The following is a 20,839-nucleotide window of genomic DNA, read 5'->3' on the forward strand; positions in this document are numbered from 1 at the left end:
TGAGACGCAGCCTGATAAGCCATCCCGGTCCGAGGCCATCCGCCGGCTTGTCGAACAGGCCTTGAAGGCCAAGCGCTCCTGACACTCGTTGTTTAAACAACGTTCGCCTCGGGATCGCCAGTCTTTAGGCTGGATCAAGTAATGCCGACACTTGACCGACGCGTAGCTGTGCTGAGCGAGGTTGCTGGTAATGATGGGTCGATAAGACGCGTCAGCGACCTGCGCAAATTTCCTTTCGTTGTTCTTCTCGGCGAGCCTGGCATTGGAAAATCCACTGTGCTCGAAGCTGAAGCTGCAGCGGATGGAGCTTCGGTTACGAGAGTACGCGCGCTTCTCAATGGCAGTAGGCCTCAGGTAAGCGCAGGCCTCTATCTCGACGCGCTAGATGAATACCGCATTGACGGGCAAGCTGGCGATAAAATTTACCAGCTCGCCGAAGTGATTACCCGCAGCCCAGTTGATCGTTGGCGCCTGACGTGTCGATCTGAAGATTGGCGCAAAGAGGCTGATATCGAGGCAATCCACAGCACGACGGGCGGAACACCGATCGTCGTCGCCCAACTCCTGCCCCTTGACTATGATGAGGCTCTCACGGTTCTAACGGAATTAGGTGAGGCAGAGCCGGAAGCTTTTTTAGACCGCGCTCTAGACTTCGGGGCAAAGGGGTTCACCGAGAGCCCTCTCAGTCTAAAACTTTTGCGTGCGGCCGTCGCAGAAGGTGAGTGGCCAGAAACACGTTTCGATCTGTTCACCTCTGCTATCGAACAGCTATCCTTTGAGCGCGACCGCATGCGGCTTGCCATTCCTCGGCATTCTAGACAGGCGATCATCTCAGCGGCTGCTCAAGCATGCCTCTTGATGGTTGCTTCAGGTGCCAAGTCCTTGTGGCGCTCGAATGATGAGCCACCCCGGGACCAAGATCGGCGCGCATACGTCACGTTGCATGATCTGGCAGTCGACCGAAATCTGCTTCGCGATACGCTCGACACCGCTCTCTTCCGTGGTGAGGGTGAGGCGTTTGAGCCTATGCACAAAACGCTTGCTGAGTTTCTCGCTGGGAGTGCACTCGCAGACGCAATCCGTGGTTCGGCGGATCGCGCCGCCTTGCCTCTACGGCGAGCTCTGGCACTCGTCGCGACCGACGACGGAGCTCCTCCGACCGAGCTGCGCGGGGTGTTCGCCTGGTTCGCCGCGCATCTTGCGCGCAATGGAGACGAGACGCGGGCGATGCATCTTATCGAAGCCGATGCGGCGACCGTCCTTGCCTACGGGGATGCCGCCGCGCTCGGCCATATCGGTCGTCGCGCACTACTGGCGAACCTCGACCGGCGCGACCCCTATTTCCGCGCCACAGAAGTCGGTGTTACCGCCGTCAGTGGACTAGCTGGCGAGGATCTCGTTGAGGATTTCAGGGCTATCCTTGAGAATAGAGGCGACGGAACGCACCTCACTTTCACCGTTTTGGAGGCTTTGACGGGCGGTACGCCCATCGAATCTCTACGACCCACGCTATGGTCGCTAGCGCTCGATGCTGCACGTAGCGAGTCGATCCGCCGCCGGGCAATCGAAGCTTGGTTGAACGGAGCTTCAGATGCTGATTTGGCACGCCGCGAGTTGTTCGACGCCCTAGCCGCCGAGCCGATATCCATCGCCCGCGAAGCACTGCGGGTGTATCTCGCTGGCCAACTTCCGACAGCAGCACTCCCTCTTGCTGACCTGAAAATGGTAATCGCCGATTATGAGCGCTGCGGTGATGACAACACTATCGGCCGCCTCTTCATACTTTCTCAAAAGTTGGACATTGAGCCACGAGGTGACTTGTTTGATGTTCCAGCCCCGTACTGGCGGCCGGAGATGGAGCATCGAAAGCGACGGCATGAAGTCGACAGTCTATTGGATAGCGCTCTGCAGGCCGCAATCAAGGCAGACTCGACACTTAGCGGTGATCGCCTTCACCGCTGGCTCGTCGGCCGTTGGGATTATAGCTGGGCCCAGGCGGGAAAAAGTCTGCAGGACACGATCTGCAAATCGTTCGGTCGCGATCCCTCAAGGGAGATCGCGTTTTTTGACGCAATCATAGCGAGCTTGGGACCTCAGGATGGCCCTTGGGTCGCAGGCAATAAATTCCGTTCGCTCGCTGGCCGATCCCCATCTGGCGCAGTGGTATTGCACTTATTCGAACTTTCTAGAATTGATCAAAACAAATCATCTTCGCATCGGTCGCTTTCAATCGCTACTGAAATCGCCCGTGCAATAGAAAATGTGGATACGGCCTATTGGCTTATATATGATCACCTTTCTCAGCATGAGGAATTTGAAGATCTCCTGCTGCGAGTTCGGATCTCGGAAATAAAGCCTTGGGATATCCAAAGATGGAGTCAGCACGAGAGTAAAAAGCTCGATGAGAACCGGACTAGGTCGAGAAATCGAACAATTCTGGAACCGCTAATTTCCGAGCTTAGAGCGGGTCGCTACCCCAGCATCCTAAGTCGGTGCGCTGAGATATACTGGTATACAGAACGGGATAACCGAACAAACATAGATAATCTGACATATTTTACGAGCAATGAAATCGCAAGTGCTGCGGTGGAAGGATGGAAGATCCTTGCAACGTCGGGACTTAATAGTGCTGGCGTAGCAGCTCTTGGTATCGCCAAGGCGCACAATCGCAGGAAATCAGCAGAAACAGCAGCCATGACCGGTCTTGTCATAATTAGTTCAGAAGTGGGCGGCTTACAGTCTCGATTTATACCTTTGATATCTGCGTTATCATTTCTGAAATCGTCTTATTTTCTTAATGATAGAAATGCGCGAGAAGATGTTACACGATGGGCAGTAAAAAGACTCAATGAAGATGCAAACGAAGGTGCTACGCATCTCGTCGCCTATTGGGAAGCTGCACAGGATGCTGGGGCGACAGACCTCGACCTAATCAGCGACCTTTCAATTGACGCGCCTTGCGATGGGGCGCTTCGGATTGCGCTCGGATCGCTGCTGACAACACGGCCTTGGTTGCCACCGGAGGCGTTGCGAACTGCCTTGTGTGCGATCGCTTCTCTGGCCGACTTAGATTGGTTTCGGTTAACGACCACGTTGGCGTTAGCCAATGACCGGGTAGTAGGTTCTCAGCGGATTATCTGGAGATACGTATCCTTTGCGATCAATCCGAGCTATGAAGAGCAAGCCTTTTTACTAGAGTTCGGTAGCGATGAGGAAGCACAACGGCTCGAACATGAAATAAACAGACATCTTGTTGAAGCTTTGAATATAATAGATGCGAAAGCATCCACTTATCGTGAAGCGGCGATGGTCAAACTTTTTGGGACTCTCTGTACGCCCGCTGATCAGATTGAGGATGCAGGACTTTCTTGTTTTGAAGGTCGTAGTGCGACTGTAAGGGCGGCAATTAGGGCGTTGGAGGGTGATGCAAGTAGAGAAGCCGGTCTTCTTCTTGGGCGGCTAATTGATGAACCTTGCTTAAAAGCTTGGCAGAGCGAATTGCGTCATGCATGGGCCCAACATGCTGTGCAGTTCAGGGATCGGAATTTTCGCCACCCAACGCCATCGGCAATTCGAGCGAGCGTTGGTGGCGGACCTCCAGTGAACGCGTCCGATCTACAGGCGGTTGTTGTGGAGGAGCTCAGAGAACTCCGACGAGAATTGCGAATAGGCGATACCATGCCTTGGAGGCAATTTTGGAATAGGGATTATCGGGGGAAGGTTACGATCCCACTTATTGAGAACGATTGCCGTGATCATATACTTGAGCGGTTGCGCGACAAGCTTTCACGTTACCAGATCGCAGCAAGTATTCCAGAAGCTCGTCGCGGGGATGAGACTCGTGCTGACATTCTTGTCCTCAGCCACGCTGGAAAAAATTTGCCTATCGAAGCTAAGCGCCATTATCACGCCGACATCTGGACGGCAGCCAGCACACAGCTGCAAGGGTATACTGCATCTTCTGGTGCAGATGGCTTCGGCGTTTATCTCGTATTCTGGTTCGGCAATGAAATTAGCCCAATACCTTCTCGCCCGGATGGTAGCAATGGGCCAAATATTGCCGACGAACTTGAACGCATGCTTTTGGACGATCTACCGCATAATATTCGGATCCGTACTGTAGTGATTGTTTTCGATGTTTCGGACCCACTACCCAAGAAAATTGTCCGACCACGGAAAAAACGCGAACTAAAAAAAGAGCTGTAAAAGTGGCTAGGCCGAATGCCCGCCGGCGTTCAGGTCCTAAATAGCGAGATAAACGATCCCTATGCTTCGCTGCCACAGATCGTCCTACATGATCTGCGAGACGTGCGATGCCACTTCAGGAGCGAAGTTGGGCTGGGTGAGATTCTTCTGCTTGACCGCGGTCTGCAGGTCGTGGCGCACGAAGTAGTGGCCTGTGCATCATTCACGGTGTTACTCCGAGCTACCGGCTGAAAGTATCGCCGCGCTTCCTACGCACCGCTTAGCCTTTGCTGCCGGTCACGGATCAGCCAGGCCGTCTGAGCCTGCTCTCGCAGGGTGTTGAAAAAAGTACGGACGGGCGGCGCTTGCACCCAGATCTGGTACGGCAACAGGCAGGTGGCACCTACCTGCAGTAGGTCACATCGATCTTCTGAGGCGTTTTTCGACTATTTCAACGGCCTGCTAGGGCTTCTTGAGAGGCAGCGTCGCGTTCTGGACGGCTCCCGCCCGGCTGTGGCCCGGGTTCGAGCAGCGAGTTGTAATGCCAGGGACTGGTCCAGTTCAGGCTTTCGAGGCCGCTAGTTGTCGAAGCTATGAAGGTTGTTCACCCGGGGCGGGGGTGAGAGGCTGGGGTTGCGAAGCCAACCAACCCTGACCGAGCGCCCCGGATGAACACCCATCAGCATGCCCGCATGACGGTCCATGGTCGAGCCCTTCTGGTGAACCGGATCCTGGTCGAAGGCTGGCGCGTGGCCGAGGCCGCGCAGGCTACGGGCCTCAGCGAGCGCTCGGCCTACAAGTAGCTGGCCCGCTTTCGGGCGGGCGGCGCGGGGGCACTTCGCGATAGAAGCTCGGCGCCCCTCCGGCCAAAGGTGCGCGTCACGCCCGCGATCTGCACGCAGGTCGAGGCCCTGCGGCGCACGCGGCTGACGGGGCAGACCATCGCCGAGCGCCTCACCATCCCGCGCTCCACCATCGGCCGGGTCCTGCGCGGTCTCGGTCTCGGCCGTCTGAGCGCGCTGGACGTTCGGCCGCCGGTCATCCGCTATCAGCGCGAGAGGCCGGGCGAACTCGTCCACATCGACACGAAGAAGCTCGGCCGGATCGACGGCGTCGGTCACCGCATCACCGGCAACCGGCGCGACGGCCGGCGCGGCATCGGCTGGGAGGCCCTGCATGTGGCCATCGACGATGCCTCGCGTCTCGCCTACACGGCCGTCCTGCCCGACGAGACCAAGCAGAGCGCCATCACCTTCATGAGTGAGGCGCTGGCGTTCTTTGCCCGACATGGCGTCACCGTCGAGCGCGTGATGAGCGACAACGGCGCGGCCTACCGCAGCCATGCCTTCCGCGACCTGCTCGCCGAGGCCGGCCTGCGCCATGTCCGGACCCGGCCCTACACGCCGCGCACCAACGGCAAGGCCGAGCGCTTCATCCAGACCTCGCTGCGTGACTGGATCTACGCCGAGCCCTACGCCTCATCCGCCGAGCGGACACAGGCCATGAGCCCCTGGATCGACCACTACAACACCAGCCGAACCCACTCCGCCCTCAGCCGACAGACACCCTGGCAAAGGCTGAACAACCTTCTGGGCAACGACAGCTAGTGAGCACTTGGGCTCGCTCCGGCTTGACCTCCGGTCGCACCTCTCGATTCTCGGCGGCAAGATCCCAGATTGCCTCAACGCGCGCGGCTGCGAACAGCCGAGCCTCCGGCGGGTGCCGCGGCTCGCGTGCGTAGGCGAGCAAGGCCGTGCCTTCGCGGAGTCCATAGACCGCATCAATCGCGGGCTTGACCACCTCCATTATGCGGGATCGCGGCTGGAAAGCGCGGATACCGACGCCGCGATACGTCTCGATCACGGGGATGCGGTCATCGTCGGCAGCGTGCATCAGTTCGGCTTCCCTCTGCGTGCCATTAGGGCCAACGTGCGACGGTTGAGATCGTCCTCGGGCGATCCGGGCACGGCGCCATCGCCACCTCCCGTGTCGCCGTTCACGCCGGCCTTCAGAAGCGCCTTAGCGGCAGCGACGCGCGCGGCGGCCGGCAAGCCACGATCACTCGCGATGGCCGAAAGGATGCGGATCGGATCCACTAGCCCGGGGTCTATGGACGCGTGCGGATCCGTGATCGGCACAATGGTAGCCGGTAGGGGATCCGTGCGCGGACGGCCGCCGGCAGGCTTGGATTTCGGCTTGCGCGGTGGATTGCGGGGCATCGGTGCAAAACCTTCGGGCGATAGCTCAAGACTATCAATGGGTTACAGCATTCGGGAGCGCAAGAGCGTCCCGACGCACCGAAAAACCTCCGGGCTTTTCCTGAGTGATCACAAAGACTTCCAGCATTCGTCGTCCATTTGGCGCAAGATTTTTCCGCGCGCACAAATTCTGCGGATGGCTTCAAGACCGGTAGACGGCCCGCGAACTTCCAGAGTTTCGAGGTGCCCCCCACCCCGGCGTCTAAGCGGACGGTTTGTTCTTCTCCCACCATGCGTGTGCGGACCGGATCATCCGATCACGGTGGCCCTCTCTTGTCGGGTCCGCTTCGATACGGCGTAGGCACTCGGCTGAAGGCACGGCAAGGGTCACGAGTTCGCCGCCTAACCGATCACGCCATAGGATGCGCTCACCGGGGTCTGGGGCGCCTACGATGAACCAAGCCCGCTCGTGATCATAGTCGTAGGCCAAGGCCCTCAGGCGCCTGTTCCTCTCCCTCAGCGCTTCGGTCAGGAAGTCGGCCGAGGTGTGATGCTCGGGCAGCCCGGACGGGCCCGACATGATGGCATCGAGGTCGATCAGCGTATCGCGGAGTCCGATGCGTTCTCGGATGTAGGTGGACTTACCCGACCCGGGCGGACCGCACACTATGGTCAGAGGAATGCGAGAGGGCTTGAGGTCCGTCGGCATACGGCGCTCGGCGTACTCTGCCGTGACCATGCCATCGCCCCCGCCCTGGCGCTCCTGGCGCTGTTTGTGGCTGTTGTGGCAGTGGGCGCAGACAGACTGGAATGGGCCAGCCCAGAAGCGCTCGACGTCGCCACGGTGGGGCTCGACGTGATCGCATACCGTTGCCGGCGTCACCAGCCCATTCGCCTCGCACACTCAGATCATACGCACGTCGTGCTGCACCTTCACTATGAGGCGGGCGACGCTGCGATTCCCTGAGCCTCTTCACTAGCTGGTTCGGCAGCTTGCTCCGAACGCCCAGCAACTTCTTCGTGACCGAACATTCTTCGCGGCGTGCGTGACGAAAAGTATAAGTGGAAGGCAGACGACCCTGATGCCGGTCTGATCCGGACCCATGGATCCGAAAGCTCTTCAGGTGAATACTCGCCTGGAAGGCTAAAATTGAACGAGGAATTATCAATGCGGAAGTCGGATGGCCCCAACGCCAAAAGATGATAGCCGTTGGCATAGACGTCAAACGAACTAACCTTTTGCGCCAAGGCTTTGTTCAATATTGGCATAAACATGCATCGGTCTAAGTCACGCAATTGAATTCTGGGCTGGAAACGGATCAAGTCGTTGTCATGCCGGTAAGAAACAGTGATGTCCGATACGGGGTCTGAGCCGATCCCGCTGCCATAGCCGACAGGGGTCCACTTCTCATCGTCAGGATCGTCAGCGGCATCTTCAGAAATCGTCTCACCGTCCTCACCCTCGTCCTCAAGATCTGGCGACGGCAACTTGAGATGCTGTTCCCATTGTCCTGATGCAATTCCATTGCCGATCCCCGGTAAATCCTGAGCAAATTCCGCCCTATCATCGGAGAAACGGTGTGATTTGTCAGAAGATGAGGCGATAATCTGAAAGATGTTATGAACAATGCTGCGCAGCGTTAGTAACCAGCATGCACGAAAGTGGCCGATTTCTTCTGCAGAATATTGTTCCGTCAGAGTAATTCTAACGTGGATGCCGTCCAGTATATCGGTGGACTCCTGCAGGAAGAGGACGCGATTGAGAGTTGTTTCAATACGATTAAAACCAGTCGCGACCACATCTTGGAGCTTGTCGCCGTACCGCGACAGGAAGCTGGCCTGTTCTTCCGGCGAAAGGGGTATGCCAAGGTATTGGAATCGGATGAAGAATCCCGCGGGCGAATCAAGCTCGATCCGCAGTCGCTCTCGATCAAGCACGTCACAGTGCTCTATCCCGGCTCTCTTCGCCTCCGCCTTCATTTCGTTCTGCTCGCCCATCGTGAAATGGAGGTTCGTCAAAAACACGAACACTTTCAATTTCGCGTGGGCACCAAGTGCTGATGATAAGTCGGAGTTAAATTTAGAACGAATTTTGGTCTTTTGTTCGGATGAATCATTGGCGCTATTACTAAATCCTACCGCGCCGTAAGCGGTGCGGTCTCCATCAAGCACGGCCTCGATGTCCCTACCACCGTCGGGGCCACCATGGGGATGACGCGGACGTACCTCAGAATACCGACGGTCGAGCGCCAGAACCGCGCGACACATTTGCTCTCGGTCGCGCTGATTTGCATCAAGGGCGCTACGAAGTTTGATGTCAGTATCGGTTGCCATTGCGGCTCTCACCCAGGGGCATCAGGCTTCTACGCTTATTTCCTCAGCGGCAGTTTTAGGTGAAGCGATTGACTCTGTGGAGCCTCAATGTCGCGCGGTTGGCTCAAACCTGCCTCGGCCGCTGGGCAATCCCAAGCTTCCCTGCTCCGCTCCCGTTCGAGCGAAGGCATACTAATCCTGGCCGAGGTGTGGTGCTCGGGTAGACCAGAGAGACCCGACATGATCGCGTCGAGGTCGATGAGGATGTCGCGAGGCTCGATGCGCTCGCGGATGTAGGTGGACTTCCCGGATCCCGGTGGACCGCAGACGATGGTCAAGGGGATGCGAGAAGGCTTCAGGTGGGTTGGCATGCGCCGCTCGGCGTACTCCGCCGTCAGGTCTGTCCCGCCGCCGTCCTGGCGCTCCTGGCGCTGCTTATGCCGGTTGTGACAGGTCGCGCACACAGACTGGAACGGACCAGCCCAGAAACGGTCCACGTCCCCGCGGTGCGGCTCAATGTGATCGCAGACCGAAGCAGGCGTCACCCGACCTTCTTCCTCACACATCCGGCACAGTGGCTCTCGCCGAAGCTGATCCTCCCGCAGAGCCTTCCATCGTCCGAGGCCGTATAGGTCCTTCGTTGCGCTTTCTCGCCTGCGCCGATCGTCGTAGCTCTGCTCTGTCGATCGAGATGGCTTACCTACAACGGGTGGCGCTCGACTGATGCGAGTGTCGAGGGTGACGACGCGGGGGCCTAGGTTCCTGAGGCGACCCATGGCTATCTCCCTGCTCGGTGTGGTCAGGCCCCGGCTCTTTCGTCGACGAGGACATGGATCAGCGTGAGGGTTACGGCCTTCGCCATCAGGCGGCAGGACGCATCGCCAATCTCGTTCGCCTCGAACCGACCAAGCACTTCGAAGCCGACGCCGTAGCCAAGGCCGTCTAGGATCAGCGCCACGGGCCGTTCGGCATCGTCGGTGCGGGCGATCGTCACCTTGATCTCGCCGAACTCGGCATGGGTCTCGAAGTACCTGAAGCGCTCCACGACCAGTCCGTCATCAGGCAGCGGTGGAGGTAGGCCCGCATGTCCTCCGAAAGGTTCATGCAGGCCTGAAGGTCGTTCCAGGCGTGCCAGGGCAGCTGCGTGCCGGCGATCGGGGAACGGTAGAGCCGCAGCGGCTTGCCGTTCACGCAGCCGACGTGGAGCTTCGAGACGAGCGTCGTCATGGCGGGTTCCTCGGCGGAGCAGCGCGCACGCCGCCCGGTGCGTTCTAGGATCAGTGGCCGGGCCGGCGTCGCGCCATTCGCTGGGGTGCTTGCCAGTCGCGCGAGTTGCGCCGATGGTCGGCACGGGTTGCGTCGAGCAACCGTGTGGGTTCCACCCACAGGGCCATGGGCGGCCCCATACCCTTGGTGTAAAGCCGACCCGCTCGACGCAGCCTACCGAAGACCGTGATTGGAACGGCATGAGCGGCGACGACAGCGAGCACTTGGATGAGTTCGGCGATGTGCCGCCGATCGAACTGCTAATCGATCCGATCGCTGAAATCCCCGAAGCCGAACTGACCTTGCTTGGCGAGTTCATGGCTTGGACGGCGTACATCGAAGTCGATATGTTTCTGCTGTATTTGCTTGCAAATCCAGGCAGCGAAGTTCAGAGGCGCAAGGAGTTCTATAGAGATACGTCTGGCCTGAGCAGAAGAATAGCGCTCGTTCGAACGTCCTTCGAGGGCAAATTGGAGGGCGTCCAGAAAGAGGCGTTGAGGATCTTACTTGAACGCGCGACGATACTTTCGAGAGCGCGGAACGAATGGGCGCATAACCCGATGATTCGATTTGGCCCCGAGCGCTTACTAGTTCGGTGGATCGTCGGATCAGGTGATTTCGCCGGCCGTCTCGTGAAGGTCGATGGCGCTGCGATCCGGCCTCACCTTCGAGACCTGCAACAGCTTCACCAGGGCTTCACAAACCTCGCTTCGCTCATCCGATCGCCCGGAGGCGAAAGCTACGCGATCGCGTTCGGAGAGAAGACCGAGCGGCTTGAGGCGCAGATTGCCCGCCTCATCAGCCCGCCAGACAAGACCGACGACTGAGCTTGCCGAAGGTCGGCCCGATCATGGGTCGTTGCCTGCCCCGGCAGGCCTCGTCACGGACAGCCGATGCCCCCCCTTGAGGCGTGTAGGCCTCGATCATGCGCCGGCCGCCTTCCGGGCTTCTGCCTCACGCCCGGCGAGCCAAGCGTTCAGTGTTTATCGCCGAGCGCAGGTCAGCTTGCCGATCTTGAACGTCGGGAAGGTGCCCTTGTCCGACAGGCGCCGAGCCTGGGGCACTTTTAAACCGAGATGGGCTGCGATGGTCGGCATTCCGTAGAGCAAATCTCGTGCGTTAAGGTCGTCATCGGTGCGCACCATCGCCTCGCCTTCTTGTTGCGGCCTTGTCGTCGCCATGTCGCGTCCAGGTGCCGTCAGACTATCTCAAGTCATTGATATTGCTTGGATCAGGTTGCTAGCCGTCGCCGCACGAAAAAGCCGCCAGAAGGCAGCTAAGTCATTGTTAAACATTGTATAATTAGAGCTGTTGGTGCTTCTTCGGGAACAGCCAGACGAGCTCGATCAGGTCGCGGCGGTCGAGATCCGCCAGACGGCCGATCGGTATCGCGAACGAGGGAAACCGCTGACGCACGCTCTCGGGCGGCGAGCGGACATCGCGCCAGCCCGGCGCGGTCGCCTCGACCAACGCGCGCCTCGCCTCGCGATCCGGGATGGCGTCCTCCGCTTCTCGTAAAGGTCGGCCTCAGGGATCTCGACTCCCACGGCTGGCTGGCCGGACGCCGAACTATCACCTGTCGTCGCGGTCGGATCGGCCCGAGACATGTATCCAGTGGACCGATGGTCGACGCGGCTCCGGTGCTGGCACTGCACCGGAGCCGCCACAGAGGCTCGGCGACACCCTCTACCTGCTGGCGGCCCTGGCCGGCGGCCTGTTCTCGGCCGTGGCCTGGCTCCGCCAGCGGTTGGCCGGCCTGCGCCGCGAACGGATCGACGAGGTGACGGATCGGCTGCTGGCGATCATCGACGAGGCCCCGACGCTGCGCGACCCGGCCGCCATCGAGGCCCTGAACAGCGAGATCGACCGGCTCGCGACGGACGTGGTCCGCTACGCCCGCGAGCGCGCGCCGGAGATGCGGACCATGGCCGCCGTCGGCATCGCCATCGAGACCGCGAAGGCGACCGTGGCCGATGCCCGCAACGCGGTGTCCGGAGGCGACGCCCCCGGCAGCAAGCCGCCCTTCAAGCCGAGGCTTCACCTGGCGGGCGGCGGCGAGGGCTGACGGCGCTTCGCGCCTGCCGAGGATGCCCGAAAGGATTTCGGCGCGACCCCGGCTTCGGCGGCGACGTCACGTCCTCGCGGTCACCGGCTGGCCGGCCGAGCCGAAGCCGCGCTTCGCGCCGGCGCGGTTGACGACGCCGAACCGCAGCACCGCCTGCTCCAAGTAGTCGATCGCCGCCACCAGGTGATCGCGGGCCGCCTCGATCGCCTCGGCCCCGTCCTCCGGCCGGGTGTCGGCGAGCTTCACCGCGGCGATCAGCACGCGGTCGCGCTCGTCCTCGATCCGCCGGTCGCGCTCGACCGAGCCGCGGATCTCGGCATCGAAGGCATCGACCATCGACCACGGGAGGGCGTCCGCACCGGCAGGGCCGACGAACTTCTCGGCGTGGCGCCGGGCGGCGGCGGTGGCCCGTCGCAGGCTGGAGGCGAGCTCGGCGTCCATGGGGTTGTTCCGATCCTTGTACGCTGCACCGACGGTTTCAGCGCACGCGCGTTCCCTCCCTACACCCCGACGCGCCGTCATGCAGGCGCCGACCTAAGGCGGAGCCTGACGACGGGATGGCCCTGGGCGGGCGCAACGCGCCCGGCCCGAGCGTCAGGGCAGGGGCGCCTCGCGCGTCATCCAGGCCTCGATCCGGGTGACGTCGGCCTGCGACAGGCCGTGGCCGCCCGGGAGGACCGCGTACTCGACGCGGGCGCCCGCCGCGGCGAGCAGCGCGGCCAGCCCTGCCGCGTTGTCGCCCGGGACGATCGGGTCGGCCGCGCCCGAGAGCATCAGCACCGGCCGGCCCGAGAGGTCCGCCGGCGCGGGGTCGGACAGCGGCATCATCGCCCGGAGCAGCACGGCGCCCGCCAGCGCCTCGGGGTGCAGCAGCAGCATCGCGGCGGCGATGTTGGCCCCGTTCGAGAAGCCGAGCGCCCACGGCGCCGGAAGCCCGTAGCGCGCCCGCGCCGCGGCGACGAACCCGGCGAGGTCGGCCGCCCGGCGCCGCACGTCCGCAGCATCGAACACGCCCTCGGACAGCCGGCGGAAGAAGCGCGGCATGCCGTTCTCGAGGACCGGCCCGCGCGGCGACAGCAGGGCCGCGCCGGGAGCGACCATGCGACCGAGGGGCAGCAGGTCGGTCTCGTCGCCGCCGGTGCCGTGCAGGAGGAGGAGGGGCGGGACGGGGGCGCGGCCCGGCTCGAAGCGGTGGACGAAGCCGAGATCGGGGTTGGGCATGTTCGGGCTCCCAAAGCGTGGGGCAGGACGATCCCGCCCCGCATTCGCGCGGAGCGGGACGACGGATCAGGCGAGGTCGGGCAGCGCGGCCGCGATCCGCGCCCGGTGCGGCTCGAGGCCGGCGGGCAGCTTCAAGGCGCTGCCCAGGGTGGCGAGCGGCTCGTCGACGGTGAAGCCCGGCACGTCGGTCGCGATCTCGAACAGCACGCCGCCGGGCTCGCGGAAATACACCGAGCGGAAGTACTGGCGGTCGCGCTGCTCGGTCACGGCGAGGCGGTGGTGGGTCGAGAGCCGCTCGACCATCGCCGCCTGGGCCGCGTCGTCGGCCGCCCGGAAGGCGATGTGGTGCACCGATCCGGCCCCCGGCCGCCCGCTCGAACGGTCGGCCGCCGTGGCGAGCGTCACGAACCCGCCGGCCGCCGCGCTGCCGGCGAAGCGGATCGATGCGCCGTCGCGTGCGGCCTCGCGGAACCCGAGGCCGTCGGTGAGGATCGCGGCGGTCGGGCCGGTCTCGGCCAGGAGCAGCGTGACGCCGTGAAGGCCGCGCAACGCGTGCTCGGCCGGCACGTCGCCGCCGTCCCGGGTCGGCGCCGGGCCGGCCTCCTCGACGCCCACCAGGGCCAGCCGCATCCCGTCGGGATCGCGGAAGCGCAGGATCGGCTCGCCGAACGCGCTCGACGGCGCCTGGTGGTCGACATTCATCGCGACGAAGCGGTGGATCCACCAGCCGATCGAGGCCCGCGGCACCCGGAAGGCGGTCTCCTGCGTCTCGCCGACCCCGACCCGGCCGGCGGCCGCATGCGCGATCGGGAAGAAGGTCAGCAGCGTGCCGGGCTGCCCGGCCTCGTCGCCGTAATAGAGATGGTAGGTGCCCGGGTCGTCGAAGTTGACGGTCGTCTTGACGAGCCGCAACCCGAGCACGCGGGTGTAGAAGTCGCGGTTGCGTGCCGCCGGGCCGGAAAAGGCGGTGACGTGGTGGAGGCCGATCTCGGACATGAGGCTTCTCCTGCCTGGCGCCCCTGGGCGCTGGTGATGGACCTCACTTGAGGATTGCCCCGACCGATTGAAATCGAAACGATGGAAACGCATCGTTTCTGATGTCACATCGAACGGTCCGCCCGCCTTCGGCGACCTTCGGCGTGGCCGGGCGACGCTCCGGCTGCTATGGCGGGGCGTTCGACACGCGGGGAGACGGCGAATTTCCGACGATGCATGGGCGACCGCGCTGGGGCTGCTCGCGGTCCTCGTCCTGGTGCTGGCCAACGGGTTCTTCGTGGCGGCGGAGTTCGCCCTGGTCTCGGTACGCCGGAGCCGCGTCGCCGAGCTCGTCTCCGAGCGGCGCGCGAACGCGACGGCGCTGCAGCGGGCGACCGACCGCCTCGATGCGCATCTCGCCGCGACGCAGCTCGGCATCACCCTGTCGTCGCTGGCGCTCGGCTGGGTCGGCGAGCCGGCGCTCGCCCACCTGATCGCGCCGGCGGTCGACGGGCTGCCGCTGTCGCTCGGGCCGGTGGCCGCCCACTCCATCGCGGTGGCGATCGCCTTCGCCCTGATCACGTCGCTGCACATCGTGCTCGGCGAGCTCGCGCCCAAGAGCCTCGCCCTCCAGCGCAGCGAGCGCACCGCGCTCGCGGTGGTCCGCCCCCTGGCCCTGTTCCTGTTCGTGTTCCGGCCGGCGATCCTGTTCCTCAACGGGCTCGGCAACGGCGTGCTGCGGCTGTTCGGACTCCAGCCGGGCCACGGCGAGGGCTCGCTGCACTCGACCGCCGAGCTCAACCTGCTGATCCAGGCGAGCCAGGAGGCCGGCCTGATCCGCGAGGTCCAGCAGGAGGCGGTGGAGCGGATCTTCGCCATCGGCGAGCGCCGGGTCAGCGACATCATGACCCCGCGCCACGAGGTCGAGTGGGTCGACGCCGACGCGGAGCAGGAGGCGATCCTCAAGGCCATGCGCGCCTGCGGGCACGCTCAGGTGGTGGTCAGCCGGGGCCAGGTCGACGAGCTCGTCGGCGTGGTCCGCAAGCAGGACCTGCTCGATCAGGTGCTCGACGGGCGGGCGATCGACATCGCCTCCGCGACGCAGGCGCCGATCGTCGTCCACGAGAGCATGACGATCCTGGCGGTGCTGGAGACCTTCCAGAGCCAGCCGATGCGCATGGCCGTGGTCGTGGACGAGTACGGCACCCTGGAGGGCATCGTCACCCAGACGGACCTGCTCGAGGCGATCGCCGGCGACATCCCGGAGCCCGGCGAGGAGCCCGACGTGGTCGAGCGGGCCGACGGCTCGCTCCTGATCGACGGGATGATCCCGGCCCGCCAGGCGTTCGAGCGGCTCGGGCTCGCCGAGCCGCCGGATTCCGACGACTTCACGACGCTGGCCGGCTACGTGATCTACCAGCTCGGCCGCATCCCTGCGGCGGGCGACGCCTTCGAGGCCGGCGGCTGGCGCTTCGAGGTCATCGACATGGACGGGCGCCGGATCGACAAGGTGCTGGCCGCCCGCGCCACCGCGTAGCACACCGGACGCCCCGGCCGAGGCGGCGGGGTGGGAGGCGAACCCCGACATGGCCGACGGCCCCGAGATCCCGATGCCCGGCCGCGCCGCGCTGCCCCGCACGGCCCCGCCGGCGGTCGGCCTCGCCGAGGCCGTCCCCGTCTGGGGCCGCATCGCCGCGCTCTCCTTCGGCGGCCCGGCCGGGCAGATCGCGGTGATGCACCGCATCCTGGTCGAGGAGCGGCGCTGGATCTCCGAGGACCGCTTCCTGCACGCGCTGAACTTCTGCACGCTGCTTCCGGGGCCGGAGGCGCAGCAGCTCGCGACCTATATCGGCTGGCTGATGCACGGCACGCGCGGCGGGCTGGTCGCGGGCGGCCTGTTCGTGCTGCCGGGCCTCGTCGCGATCATGGCGCTGAGCTGGGTCTACGCGCTGTCGGGCAACGTCGGCGTCGTCGCCGGCCTGTTCTTCGGGTTGAAGGCGGCGGTGCTGGCCATCGTCGCCGAGGCGGTGCTCCGCATCGGCCGGCGCGCCCTGAGGAGCGCACCGATGGTCGCGCTGGCGGCGGCCTCGTTCGTCGCGCTGTTCCTGTTCGACCTGCCGTTCCCGCTGATCGTCCTGGCCGCGGGCCTCGCCGGCTATCTCGGGGGCCGGGCCGGCCTGCCGCAGTTCCGAGTCGGCGGCGGCCACGGAGCGGCCGGCAGGACGGATGCCGGACCGTACCTCATCGGCGACGCGGCGCTGCCGCAGGAGCGGGACGCCCCCGCGCGCACGCTCCTGACGGCGGTTGTCTGGGCCGCGCTCTGGCTGACGCCGGTCGCGGCGATCGTCGCCATCCTCGGGCCCGACAACGTGTTCGGGCAGATCGCCCTGTTCTTCTCGAAGATGGCGATGGTGACCTTCGGCGGCGCCTACGCGGTGCTGGCCTACGTCGCCCAGCAGGCGGTCGGGCAGTTCGGCTGGCTCCGGCCGGGCGAGATGCTCGACGGGCTCGGCATGGCCGAGACGACGCCGGGGCCGCTGATCATGGTCACGCAGTTCGTCGGCTTCCTGGCCGCGTTCCGCAATCCGGGCAGCCTGCCGCCGCTGCTCGCCGGCACGCTCGGGGGCCTGCTCACCACCTGGGTCACCTTCGCGCCGTGCTTCCTCTGGATCTTCGTCGGCGCGCCCTACGTCGAGCGCCTGCGCGGCGACCGGGCGCTGGCCGGCGCGCTCTCGGCGATCACGGCGGCGGTGGTCGGGGTGATCCTGAACCTCGCGGTCTGGTTCGCGCTGCACACGCTGTTCGCCCGCCTCGAACCCGTCGCCCTCGGGCCGATCCGCCTCGAGCTTCCGGTGCTCGCGAGCCTGAATCCGTGGGCGCTCGTCCTCGCCGTCGCGGCGCTCGCCGCCGTGTTCCGGCTCAAGGCCGGCGTGATCCCGACGCTGGCGGCCTGCGCGGCGGCCGGCATCCTCCTGCACCTCGCCGGCCTGGTCGGATAGGCTGCGCGCGCGTCGTCGGGAACCGCGCCGCTGCGAAGGCGGCGACGCGGCTCAGGTTCACGTGCACCGGCGATCACCAGCGATGATGCCAGCCGCCGTGGTGGCCGCCCCATCCGCGATGGCCGCCCCATCCGCGGTGCCAGCCGCCCCAGCCGACGTGACGGTGGCCGCCCCAGCGATGCCAGCGCGGGCCGTAGGCGAAGCGCCGGTAGCCGTAGAAGGCGGGGCGATGCACGAAGCGACGGTAGACGAACGGCCGGTAGCCGAAGTTCGGGCGGCAATAGCCGTAGAACCCGCGGTGGAATCCGGGGCCGCAGCCGTCGCGGGCCTCGGCGGCGCCGGCGCTCGCGCCGACGAGGCCGAGGGCGACGATCCCCGCCGCGACCGGGGTGGTGATGAACGATGCCTTCATGGGATTCTCCTGTGACGGGTGAGGGCCGGCGGCACGCCGCCGGCATCGGTCGTTCGTGACGGGTCGTCAGAAGCGGTTCGGCCGGCAGCGTCGGCCGGCCGGGCCGATGTGGAAGCCCGGCGGGCACGAGCGGCCGCGGACGTAGCCGCCGGCCTGCCCGCCGGGTCGGCAGCCGCCGTAGGGTCCGCGATGGCCGAACGGGCCGCAGCCGCCGTAGACCTGGACGATGGTCGCGTCCGGGCCGGCGAGCCCGGCGAGGGGAAGCGCCGAGGCCGGGGCGGCCGCGGCGAGGGTGCTGGCCAAGCTGCCGGCGAGGATGCAGGCGCCGAGATGTCGTCTCACCATTCGAGTCTCCTGGACATGGAAGGCGCGGCCCGTCCGGCCGCACCGGGATCTTCCGGGTTCGAACCCCGGAAACAGGGGATCAGGCGAGGAGGTCGCGCATCGGCGCGACGCCTCCGCTGCCCGGGAAGACGGTGTCGGCCAGCGCCCGGTCGGGGAGGCCGAGATGGTCGCGCAGGACGCCCTTCAGCACGGCGCGCAGGTCCGTGGTCGGGCGCAGGTCGCGGCCCTCGAGCAGGGCCGCGGGTGCGAGGCCCGGCCAGTCGGCGACGACCCGCCCACCGGCCACCGCGCCGCCGGCGAGGAAGGCGGCCGCCGCGGTGCCGTGGTCGGTCCCGTCGGTGCCGTTGGCGTGCGCGGTGCGGCCGAACTCGGTGGCGACCGCGACCACGGTGTCGCCCCAGGCGGGGCCGAGCTCCGCCTTCAGCGCCGCCAGCGCGTCGTCGAGCGCCTTGAGGAGGTGGGCGAGGCGGCCCGAGGCCGGCCCCTCCGCGGCATGGGTGTCCCAGCCGTCGAGCGCCAGGGTCGCGATCCGAGGCCCGTCGGGGCGGGCGAGCATCCGCCCCGCCGCCGCGGCCAGGGTGGCGTAGATGCGGCCGGGACCGCCGACCGCTTGCCCCCCCTCCGGCAGCATCGCGTCGAGACGGTTGCTTTCGGTCAGCGCCGCCAGCAGGGCCGGATCGCGCTCGCCGTAGAGACGCTCCAGCCGCATCACCGTGTCGTCGAGCGGCGCGCGCAGGTTGCCGGGCGACCAGCTCATCACCGGGGCGGGCCCGCGCATCACCAGGGGCACCGTCGCGCCGCAGGCGAAGAGGTCGCGTCCGCGGGCCGGGCCGGCGGACGGCAGCAGGGCGGCCGCGCGATTGAGCCAGCCGGTCCCGCTGCCGTTCGGGCTCGGGGTGCCGTTCTCCAGGACGTCCTGCCCGTCGAAATGCGAACGCTCGCGATAGGGCGTCGCCACCGCGTGCAGCATCAAGGCCTCGCGGGCATCGAACAGCCCCTTGAGGAACGGCAGGTTCGGGTTGAGGCCGAACAGGCCGCCGAACGGCAGCGCCGCGCCGGCGCCCGACGCCGGCAGTGCCAGCGGGCCGCGCAAGGCGGCATAGGCCGGATCGCCGATCGCCGGGAGGAAGGCGAGACCGTCGAGCGCGCCGCGCAGGATCACGAAGACGAAGCGCGGGTCGCGGGTCGCGGCCGAAGCGATCCGCGGCATCAGGCCGGCGGCCGCGAGCGTCGAGCCGGCGGCGAGCAGGCCGCGACGGGTCGGCAGGCTGCCGCAGGTCGGTGGGTTGAGCCGCATCGCGCTATCTCCGCTGGAATTCCGGGCTCATCAGGAGCAGGGCGAGGCCCTGCGCCCCGGTCTCGGCCCGGGCGATCTCGCGCCGGGTCGGCGCGGAGAGCAGCGGACCGAACGCGTCCTCGGCGAGCGCGACCGGGTTGCCGGCGTGCGGCGCCCGCTCGCAGGCTTCGGCGGCCCAATCGATCCGGGCCTTGAAGGCGTGCGGCGCGAGCCATTCGGCGGCGGCGTCCGGCCAGCCGCGGGGGCTCGGCGGCGCGAAGGTGCGCTGCCCGAAGGCGGCGAGCGCCCGCGGCACGCGGCCGTCGCGTCGGTCGGCACCGGGGACGAGCCGGAGCGCGCTCAGCACGAACTCGTAGGGCGTCTTGAACTTGCGCGGCGCCGGCTCCCACGCCTCCGGCGTCGCGACCAGCGCGGCGGCCATCGCGGCGAGATCGCCGTCGCCGTCGCGATAGGCGGCGGCGAGCCGCGCCACCGCGCCCTCGGGCGGATCGTCGGCGATGAAGTGGATCGCGAGCTTGCGGGCGAGATGGCGGGCCGTCGCCGGATGGCGCGCGAGCGCGTCCAGCACCGCGTCGCCCTGCTCCAGGCCGCCCGGTTCGTAGGTCCGGCCGAGGATCGTCGCCGGGCCGGGCTCGTGCCGGCTCGCGGCGAACAGGAAGCGCCCGGCATCCGGCCGGTCGGCCCGCGGCGGCACCCAGCCCCGGCCGGTGAGAACCCCGGCCAGCGCCGTGACGTCGGCCTGGCCGTAGCCGCCGTCGACGCCGAGCGTGTGCAGCTCCAGCGTCTCGCGGGCGAGGTTCTCGTTGAGGCCGAGGCCGCGCCGTGCCCCGGCCGGGGAGCCGGGGCCGACGGAGCGCTGATTGTCGAGGTAGACCAGCATCGCCGGGTGGCGCTGCACCGCCCGCAGCATGTCGGCGAAGCGCCCGAGCACGTGCGGGCGGATCGCCTCGCGCTCGAAGGCGCCGGCCAGCACGCGGACCGGCCCCTTGTCGCTCGAGACCGCGAAGTGGTTGGCGAAGAAAAGCGCCAGCCGCTCGACGAAGCCGGCCTCCGTCGCCGCGCCGTGCGCGAGCCGGGCCTCGACCTCGGCGCGCTCGATGGTTCGCCGGACCTGCCCGGGGTCGGCGGACGGCGGAGGCGCGGGCTGGGGGGGCGCAGCCGGCATCGAAGCGGGTTCGGCCGCCGCCCGGTCCCGCTTGGCGTTCCGGGCCTGCGCGAGGCTGCGAGCCGCCGCATCGGACGGCAGGAGCGCGGGATCGTCGATCAGGGCCGCCGCGGGCTGGGACAGCTGCGCGGCGAGCCATCCGCGGGGATCGCCGGCGATGCGGGCGGTCTCGCCCGGCCGTGCGCCGATCCCGAACCGGTTGAGTGCAAGGACCGCATCCGTGGTCATCGCTTCGATCCCTCGCGGCGCGCCGAACCGGCGGCCTGGATCGGACCTTCGCGCCCGCCTGTCGCGCAACAATCCCAGGTTCGAAGACTTTCTTGCCGAGCTGTCGCAGGCCCGGCGGGCGGTTACATCTTGCGACGTTGTTTCCGCGCGGTCCGGCCGGCCCGGCCGCT

19 protein-coding genes and 1 pseudogene are annotated in these 20,839 nt (G+C 65.9%); 6 read left to right on the forward strand and 14 right to left on the reverse strand.

Going from position 1 to position 20,839, the window contains the following annotated elements:
• The first annotated feature begins 141 nt into the window (after positions 1 to 141).
• Together MKK60_RS25850 and MKK60_RS25855 are read left to right on the forward strand one after the other, a co-directional pair.
• Positions 142 to 4,206: a hypothetical protein gene (locus MKK60_RS25850; RefSeq protein ID WP_243989022.1), complete on the forward strand. Its 4,065-nt coding sequence runs from the start codon at positions 142 to 144 to the stop codon at positions 4,204 to 4,206.
• 647 nt (positions 4,207 to 4,853) lie between these two features.
• Positions 4,854 to 5,792, forward strand: a pseudogene (locus tag MKK60_RS25855) (IS481 family transposase).
• An 853-nt stretch (positions 5,793 to 6,645) separates the two neighbouring features.
• On the opposite strand, the gene MKK60_RS25860 reads toward MKK60_RS25855, so the two are convergent.
• From MKK60_RS25860 to MKK60_RS25880, 5 genes are all read right to left on the reverse strand, one after another.
• On the reverse strand, positions 6,646 to 7,266 hold the full coding sequence (locus MKK60_RS25860; protein ID WP_243989023.1) for an ATP-binding protein: 621 nt from the start codon (positions 7,264 to 7,266) through the stop codon (positions 6,646 to 6,648).
• A 53-nt stretch (positions 7,267 to 7,319) separates the two neighbouring features.
• The gene (locus MKK60_RS25865; protein ID WP_243989024.1) at positions 7,320 to 8,717 is read right to left on the reverse strand and encodes a hypothetical protein; all 1,398 of its coding nucleotides are present in this window, start codon (positions 8,715 to 8,717) and stop codon (positions 7,320 to 7,322) included.
• A 35-nt stretch (positions 8,718 to 8,752) separates the two neighbouring features.
• Positions 8,753 to 9,241 (reverse strand): ATP-binding protein, encoded by a 489-nt coding sequence (locus MKK60_RS25870; protein WP_243989025.1) that lies wholly within the window; start codon positions 9,239 to 9,241, stop codon positions 8,753 to 8,755.
• Positions 9,242 to 9,495: 254 nt separating this feature from the next.
• Positions 9,496 to 9,690, reverse strand: coding sequence for a hypothetical protein (locus MKK60_RS25875; RefSeq protein ID WP_243989026.1), 195 nt, complete (start codon positions 9,688 to 9,690; stop codon positions 9,496 to 9,498).
• Positions 9,687 to 9,923 carry a hypothetical protein gene (locus tag MKK60_RS25880; protein ID WP_243989027.1) on the reverse strand — a complete coding sequence of 79 codons (237 nt, stop codon included), beginning with the start codon at positions 9,921 to 9,923 and terminating at the stop codon, positions 9,687 to 9,689. The genes MKK60_RS25875 and MKK60_RS25880 overlap by 4 nt, the downstream gene beginning before the upstream one ends.
• Before the next feature lie 239 nt (positions 9,924 to 10,162).
• Between MKK60_RS25880 and MKK60_RS25885 the strand changes: the two genes are divergently transcribed.
• A complete protein-coding gene (locus MKK60_RS25885; RefSeq protein ID WP_243989028.1) occupies positions 10,163 to 10,789 on the forward strand; it encodes a hypothetical protein in 627 nt (208 codons plus the stop codon).
• Between the two features lie 156 nt (positions 10,790 to 10,945).
• On the opposite strand, the gene MKK60_RS25890 is transcribed toward MKK60_RS25885, so the two are convergent.
• Both MKK60_RS25890 and MKK60_RS25895 read right to left on the reverse strand, forming a co-directional pair.
• Positions 10,946 to 11,143: a DNA-binding protein gene (locus MKK60_RS25890; RefSeq protein WP_243989029.1), complete on the reverse strand. Its 198-nt coding sequence runs from the start codon at positions 11,141 to 11,143 to the stop codon at positions 10,946 to 10,948.
• A gap of 121 nt (positions 11,144 to 11,264) precedes the next feature.
• Positions 11,265 to 11,432, reverse strand: a complete 168-nt coding sequence (locus MKK60_RS25895) for a hypothetical protein (protein WP_243989030.1) — start codon at positions 11,430 to 11,432, stop codon at positions 11,265 to 11,267.
• Between the two features lie 256 nt (positions 11,433 to 11,688).
• Between MKK60_RS25895 and MKK60_RS25900 the strand changes: the two genes are divergently transcribed.
• The gene (locus MKK60_RS25900; protein WP_243989031.1) at positions 11,689 to 12,027 is read left to right on the forward strand and encodes a hypothetical protein; all 339 of its coding nucleotides are present in this window, start codon (positions 11,689 to 11,691) and stop codon (positions 12,025 to 12,027) included.
• A 66-nt stretch (positions 12,028 to 12,093) separates the two neighbouring features.
• Here MKK60_RS25900 and MKK60_RS25905 read toward each other — a convergent pair whose 3' ends face one another.
• The 3 genes from MKK60_RS25905 to MKK60_RS25915 form a co-directional block, all read right to left on the reverse strand.
• A complete protein-coding gene (locus MKK60_RS25905) occupies positions 12,094 to 12,468 on the reverse strand; it encodes a hypothetical protein (RefSeq protein WP_243989032.1) in 375 nt (124 codons plus the stop codon).
• Positions 12,469 to 12,621: 153 nt separating this feature from the next.
• Positions 12,622 to 13,248, reverse strand: coding sequence for an alpha/beta hydrolase (locus MKK60_RS25910; RefSeq protein ID WP_243989033.1), 627 nt, complete (start codon positions 13,246 to 13,248; stop codon positions 12,622 to 12,624).
• Positions 13,249 to 13,314: 66 nt separating this feature from the next.
• A complete protein-coding gene (locus MKK60_RS25915) occupies positions 13,315 to 14,244 on the reverse strand; it encodes a ring-cleaving dioxygenase (RefSeq protein ID WP_243946579.1) in 930 nt (309 codons plus the stop codon).
• Positions 14,245 to 14,497: 253 nt separating this feature from the next.
• Between MKK60_RS25915 and MKK60_RS25920 the strand changes: the two genes are divergently transcribed.
• Positions 14,498 to 15,760 carry a hemolysin family protein gene (locus MKK60_RS25920; protein WP_279604259.1) on the forward strand — a complete coding sequence of 421 codons (1,263 nt, stop codon included), beginning with the start codon at positions 14,498 to 14,500 and terminating at the stop codon, positions 15,758 to 15,760.
• Positions 15,761 to 15,809: 49 nt separating this feature from the next.
• Positions 15,810 to 17,222 carry a chromate efflux transporter gene (chrA, locus tag MKK60_RS25925; RefSeq protein WP_409567455.1) on the forward strand — a complete coding sequence of 471 codons (1,413 nt, stop codon included), beginning with the start codon at positions 15,810 to 15,812 and terminating at the stop codon, positions 17,220 to 17,222.
• A gap of 73 nt (positions 17,223 to 17,295) precedes the next feature.
• On the opposite strand, the gene MKK60_RS25930 is transcribed toward chrA, so the two are convergent.
• The 4 genes from MKK60_RS25930 to MKK60_RS25945 form a co-directional block, all read right to left on the reverse strand.
• The gene (locus MKK60_RS25930) at positions 17,296 to 17,634 is read right to left on the reverse strand and encodes a GCG_CRPN prefix-to-repeats domain-containing protein (RefSeq protein ID WP_243989035.1); all 339 of its coding nucleotides are present in this window, start codon (positions 17,632 to 17,634) and stop codon (positions 17,296 to 17,298) included.
• 66 nt (positions 17,635 to 17,700) lie between these two features.
• The gene (locus tag MKK60_RS25935) at positions 17,701 to 17,979 is read right to left on the reverse strand and encodes a GCG_CRPN prefix-to-repeats domain-containing protein (protein WP_243989036.1); all 279 of its coding nucleotides are present in this window, start codon (positions 17,977 to 17,979) and stop codon (positions 17,701 to 17,703) included.
• 79 nt (positions 17,980 to 18,058) lie between these two features.
• On the reverse strand, positions 18,059 to 19,276 hold the full coding sequence (locus MKK60_RS25940) for a DUF1501 domain-containing protein (RefSeq protein ID WP_243989037.1): 1,218 nt from the start codon (positions 19,274 to 19,276) through the stop codon (positions 18,059 to 18,061).
• 4 nt (positions 19,277 to 19,280) lie between these two features.
• The gene (locus MKK60_RS25945; protein ID WP_243989038.1) at positions 19,281 to 20,669 is read right to left on the reverse strand and encodes a DUF1800 family protein; all 1,389 of its coding nucleotides are present in this window, start codon (positions 20,667 to 20,669) and stop codon (positions 19,281 to 19,283) included.
• Positions 20,670 to 20,839: the final 170 nt, after the last annotated feature.

The organism is Methylobacterium sp. J-092 (assembly GCF_022829325.1).
Lineage (GTDB): Bacteria > Pseudomonadota > Alphaproteobacteria > Rhizobiales > Beijerinckiaceae > Methylobacterium.

Bases quoted from the DNA above. Each gene is read 5' to 3' on its own strand.
- MKK60_RS25850 (WP_243989022.1), top strand. From the start codon at position 142: ATGCCGACACTTGACCGACGCGTAGCTGTGCTGAGCGAGGTTGCTGGT.
- MKK60_RS25865 (WP_243989024.1), bottom strand. From the start codon at position 8,717: ATGGCAACCGATACTGACATCAAACTTCGTAGCGCCCTTGATGCAAAT.
- MKK60_RS25880 (WP_243989027.1), bottom strand. From the start codon at position 9,923: ATGACGACGCTCGTCTCGAAGCTCCACGTCGGCTGCGTGAACGGCAAG.
- MKK60_RS25885 (WP_243989028.1), top strand. From the start codon at position 10,163: ATGAGCGGCGACGACAGCGAGCACTTGGATGAGTTCGGCGATGTGCCG.
- MKK60_RS25890 (WP_243989029.1), bottom strand. From the start codon at position 11,143: ATGGCGACGACAAGGCCGCAACAAGAAGGCGAGGCGATGGTGCGCACC.
- MKK60_RS25905 (WP_243989032.1), bottom strand. From the start codon at position 12,468: ATGGACGCCGAGCTCGCCTCCAGCCTGCGACGGGCCACCGCCGCCGCC.
- MKK60_RS25910 (WP_243989033.1), bottom strand. From the start codon at position 13,248: ATGCCCAACCCCGATCTCGGCTTCGTCCACCGCTTCGAGCCGGGCCGC.
- MKK60_RS25915 (WP_243946579.1), bottom strand. From the start codon at position 14,244: ATGTCCGAGATCGGCCTCCACCACGTCACCGCCTTTTCCGGCCCGGCG.
- chrA (WP_409567455.1), top strand. From the start codon at position 15,810: ATGGCCGACGGCCCCGAGATCCCGATGCCCGGCCGCGCCGCGCTGCCC.
- MKK60_RS25930 (WP_243989035.1), bottom strand. From the start codon at position 17,634: ATGAAGGCATCGTTCATCACCACCCCGGTCGCGGCGGGGATCGTCGCC.
- MKK60_RS25935 (WP_243989036.1), bottom strand. From the start codon at position 17,979: ATGGTGAGACGACATCTCGGCGCCTGCATCCTCGCCGGCAGCTTGGCC.
- MKK60_RS25940 (WP_243989037.1), bottom strand. From the start codon at position 19,276: ATGCGGCTCAACCCACCGACCTGCGGCAGCCTGCCGACCCGTCGCGGC.
- MKK60_RS25945 (WP_243989038.1), bottom strand. From the start codon at position 20,669: ATGACCACGGATGCGGTCCTTGCACTCAACCGGTTCGGGATCGGCGCA.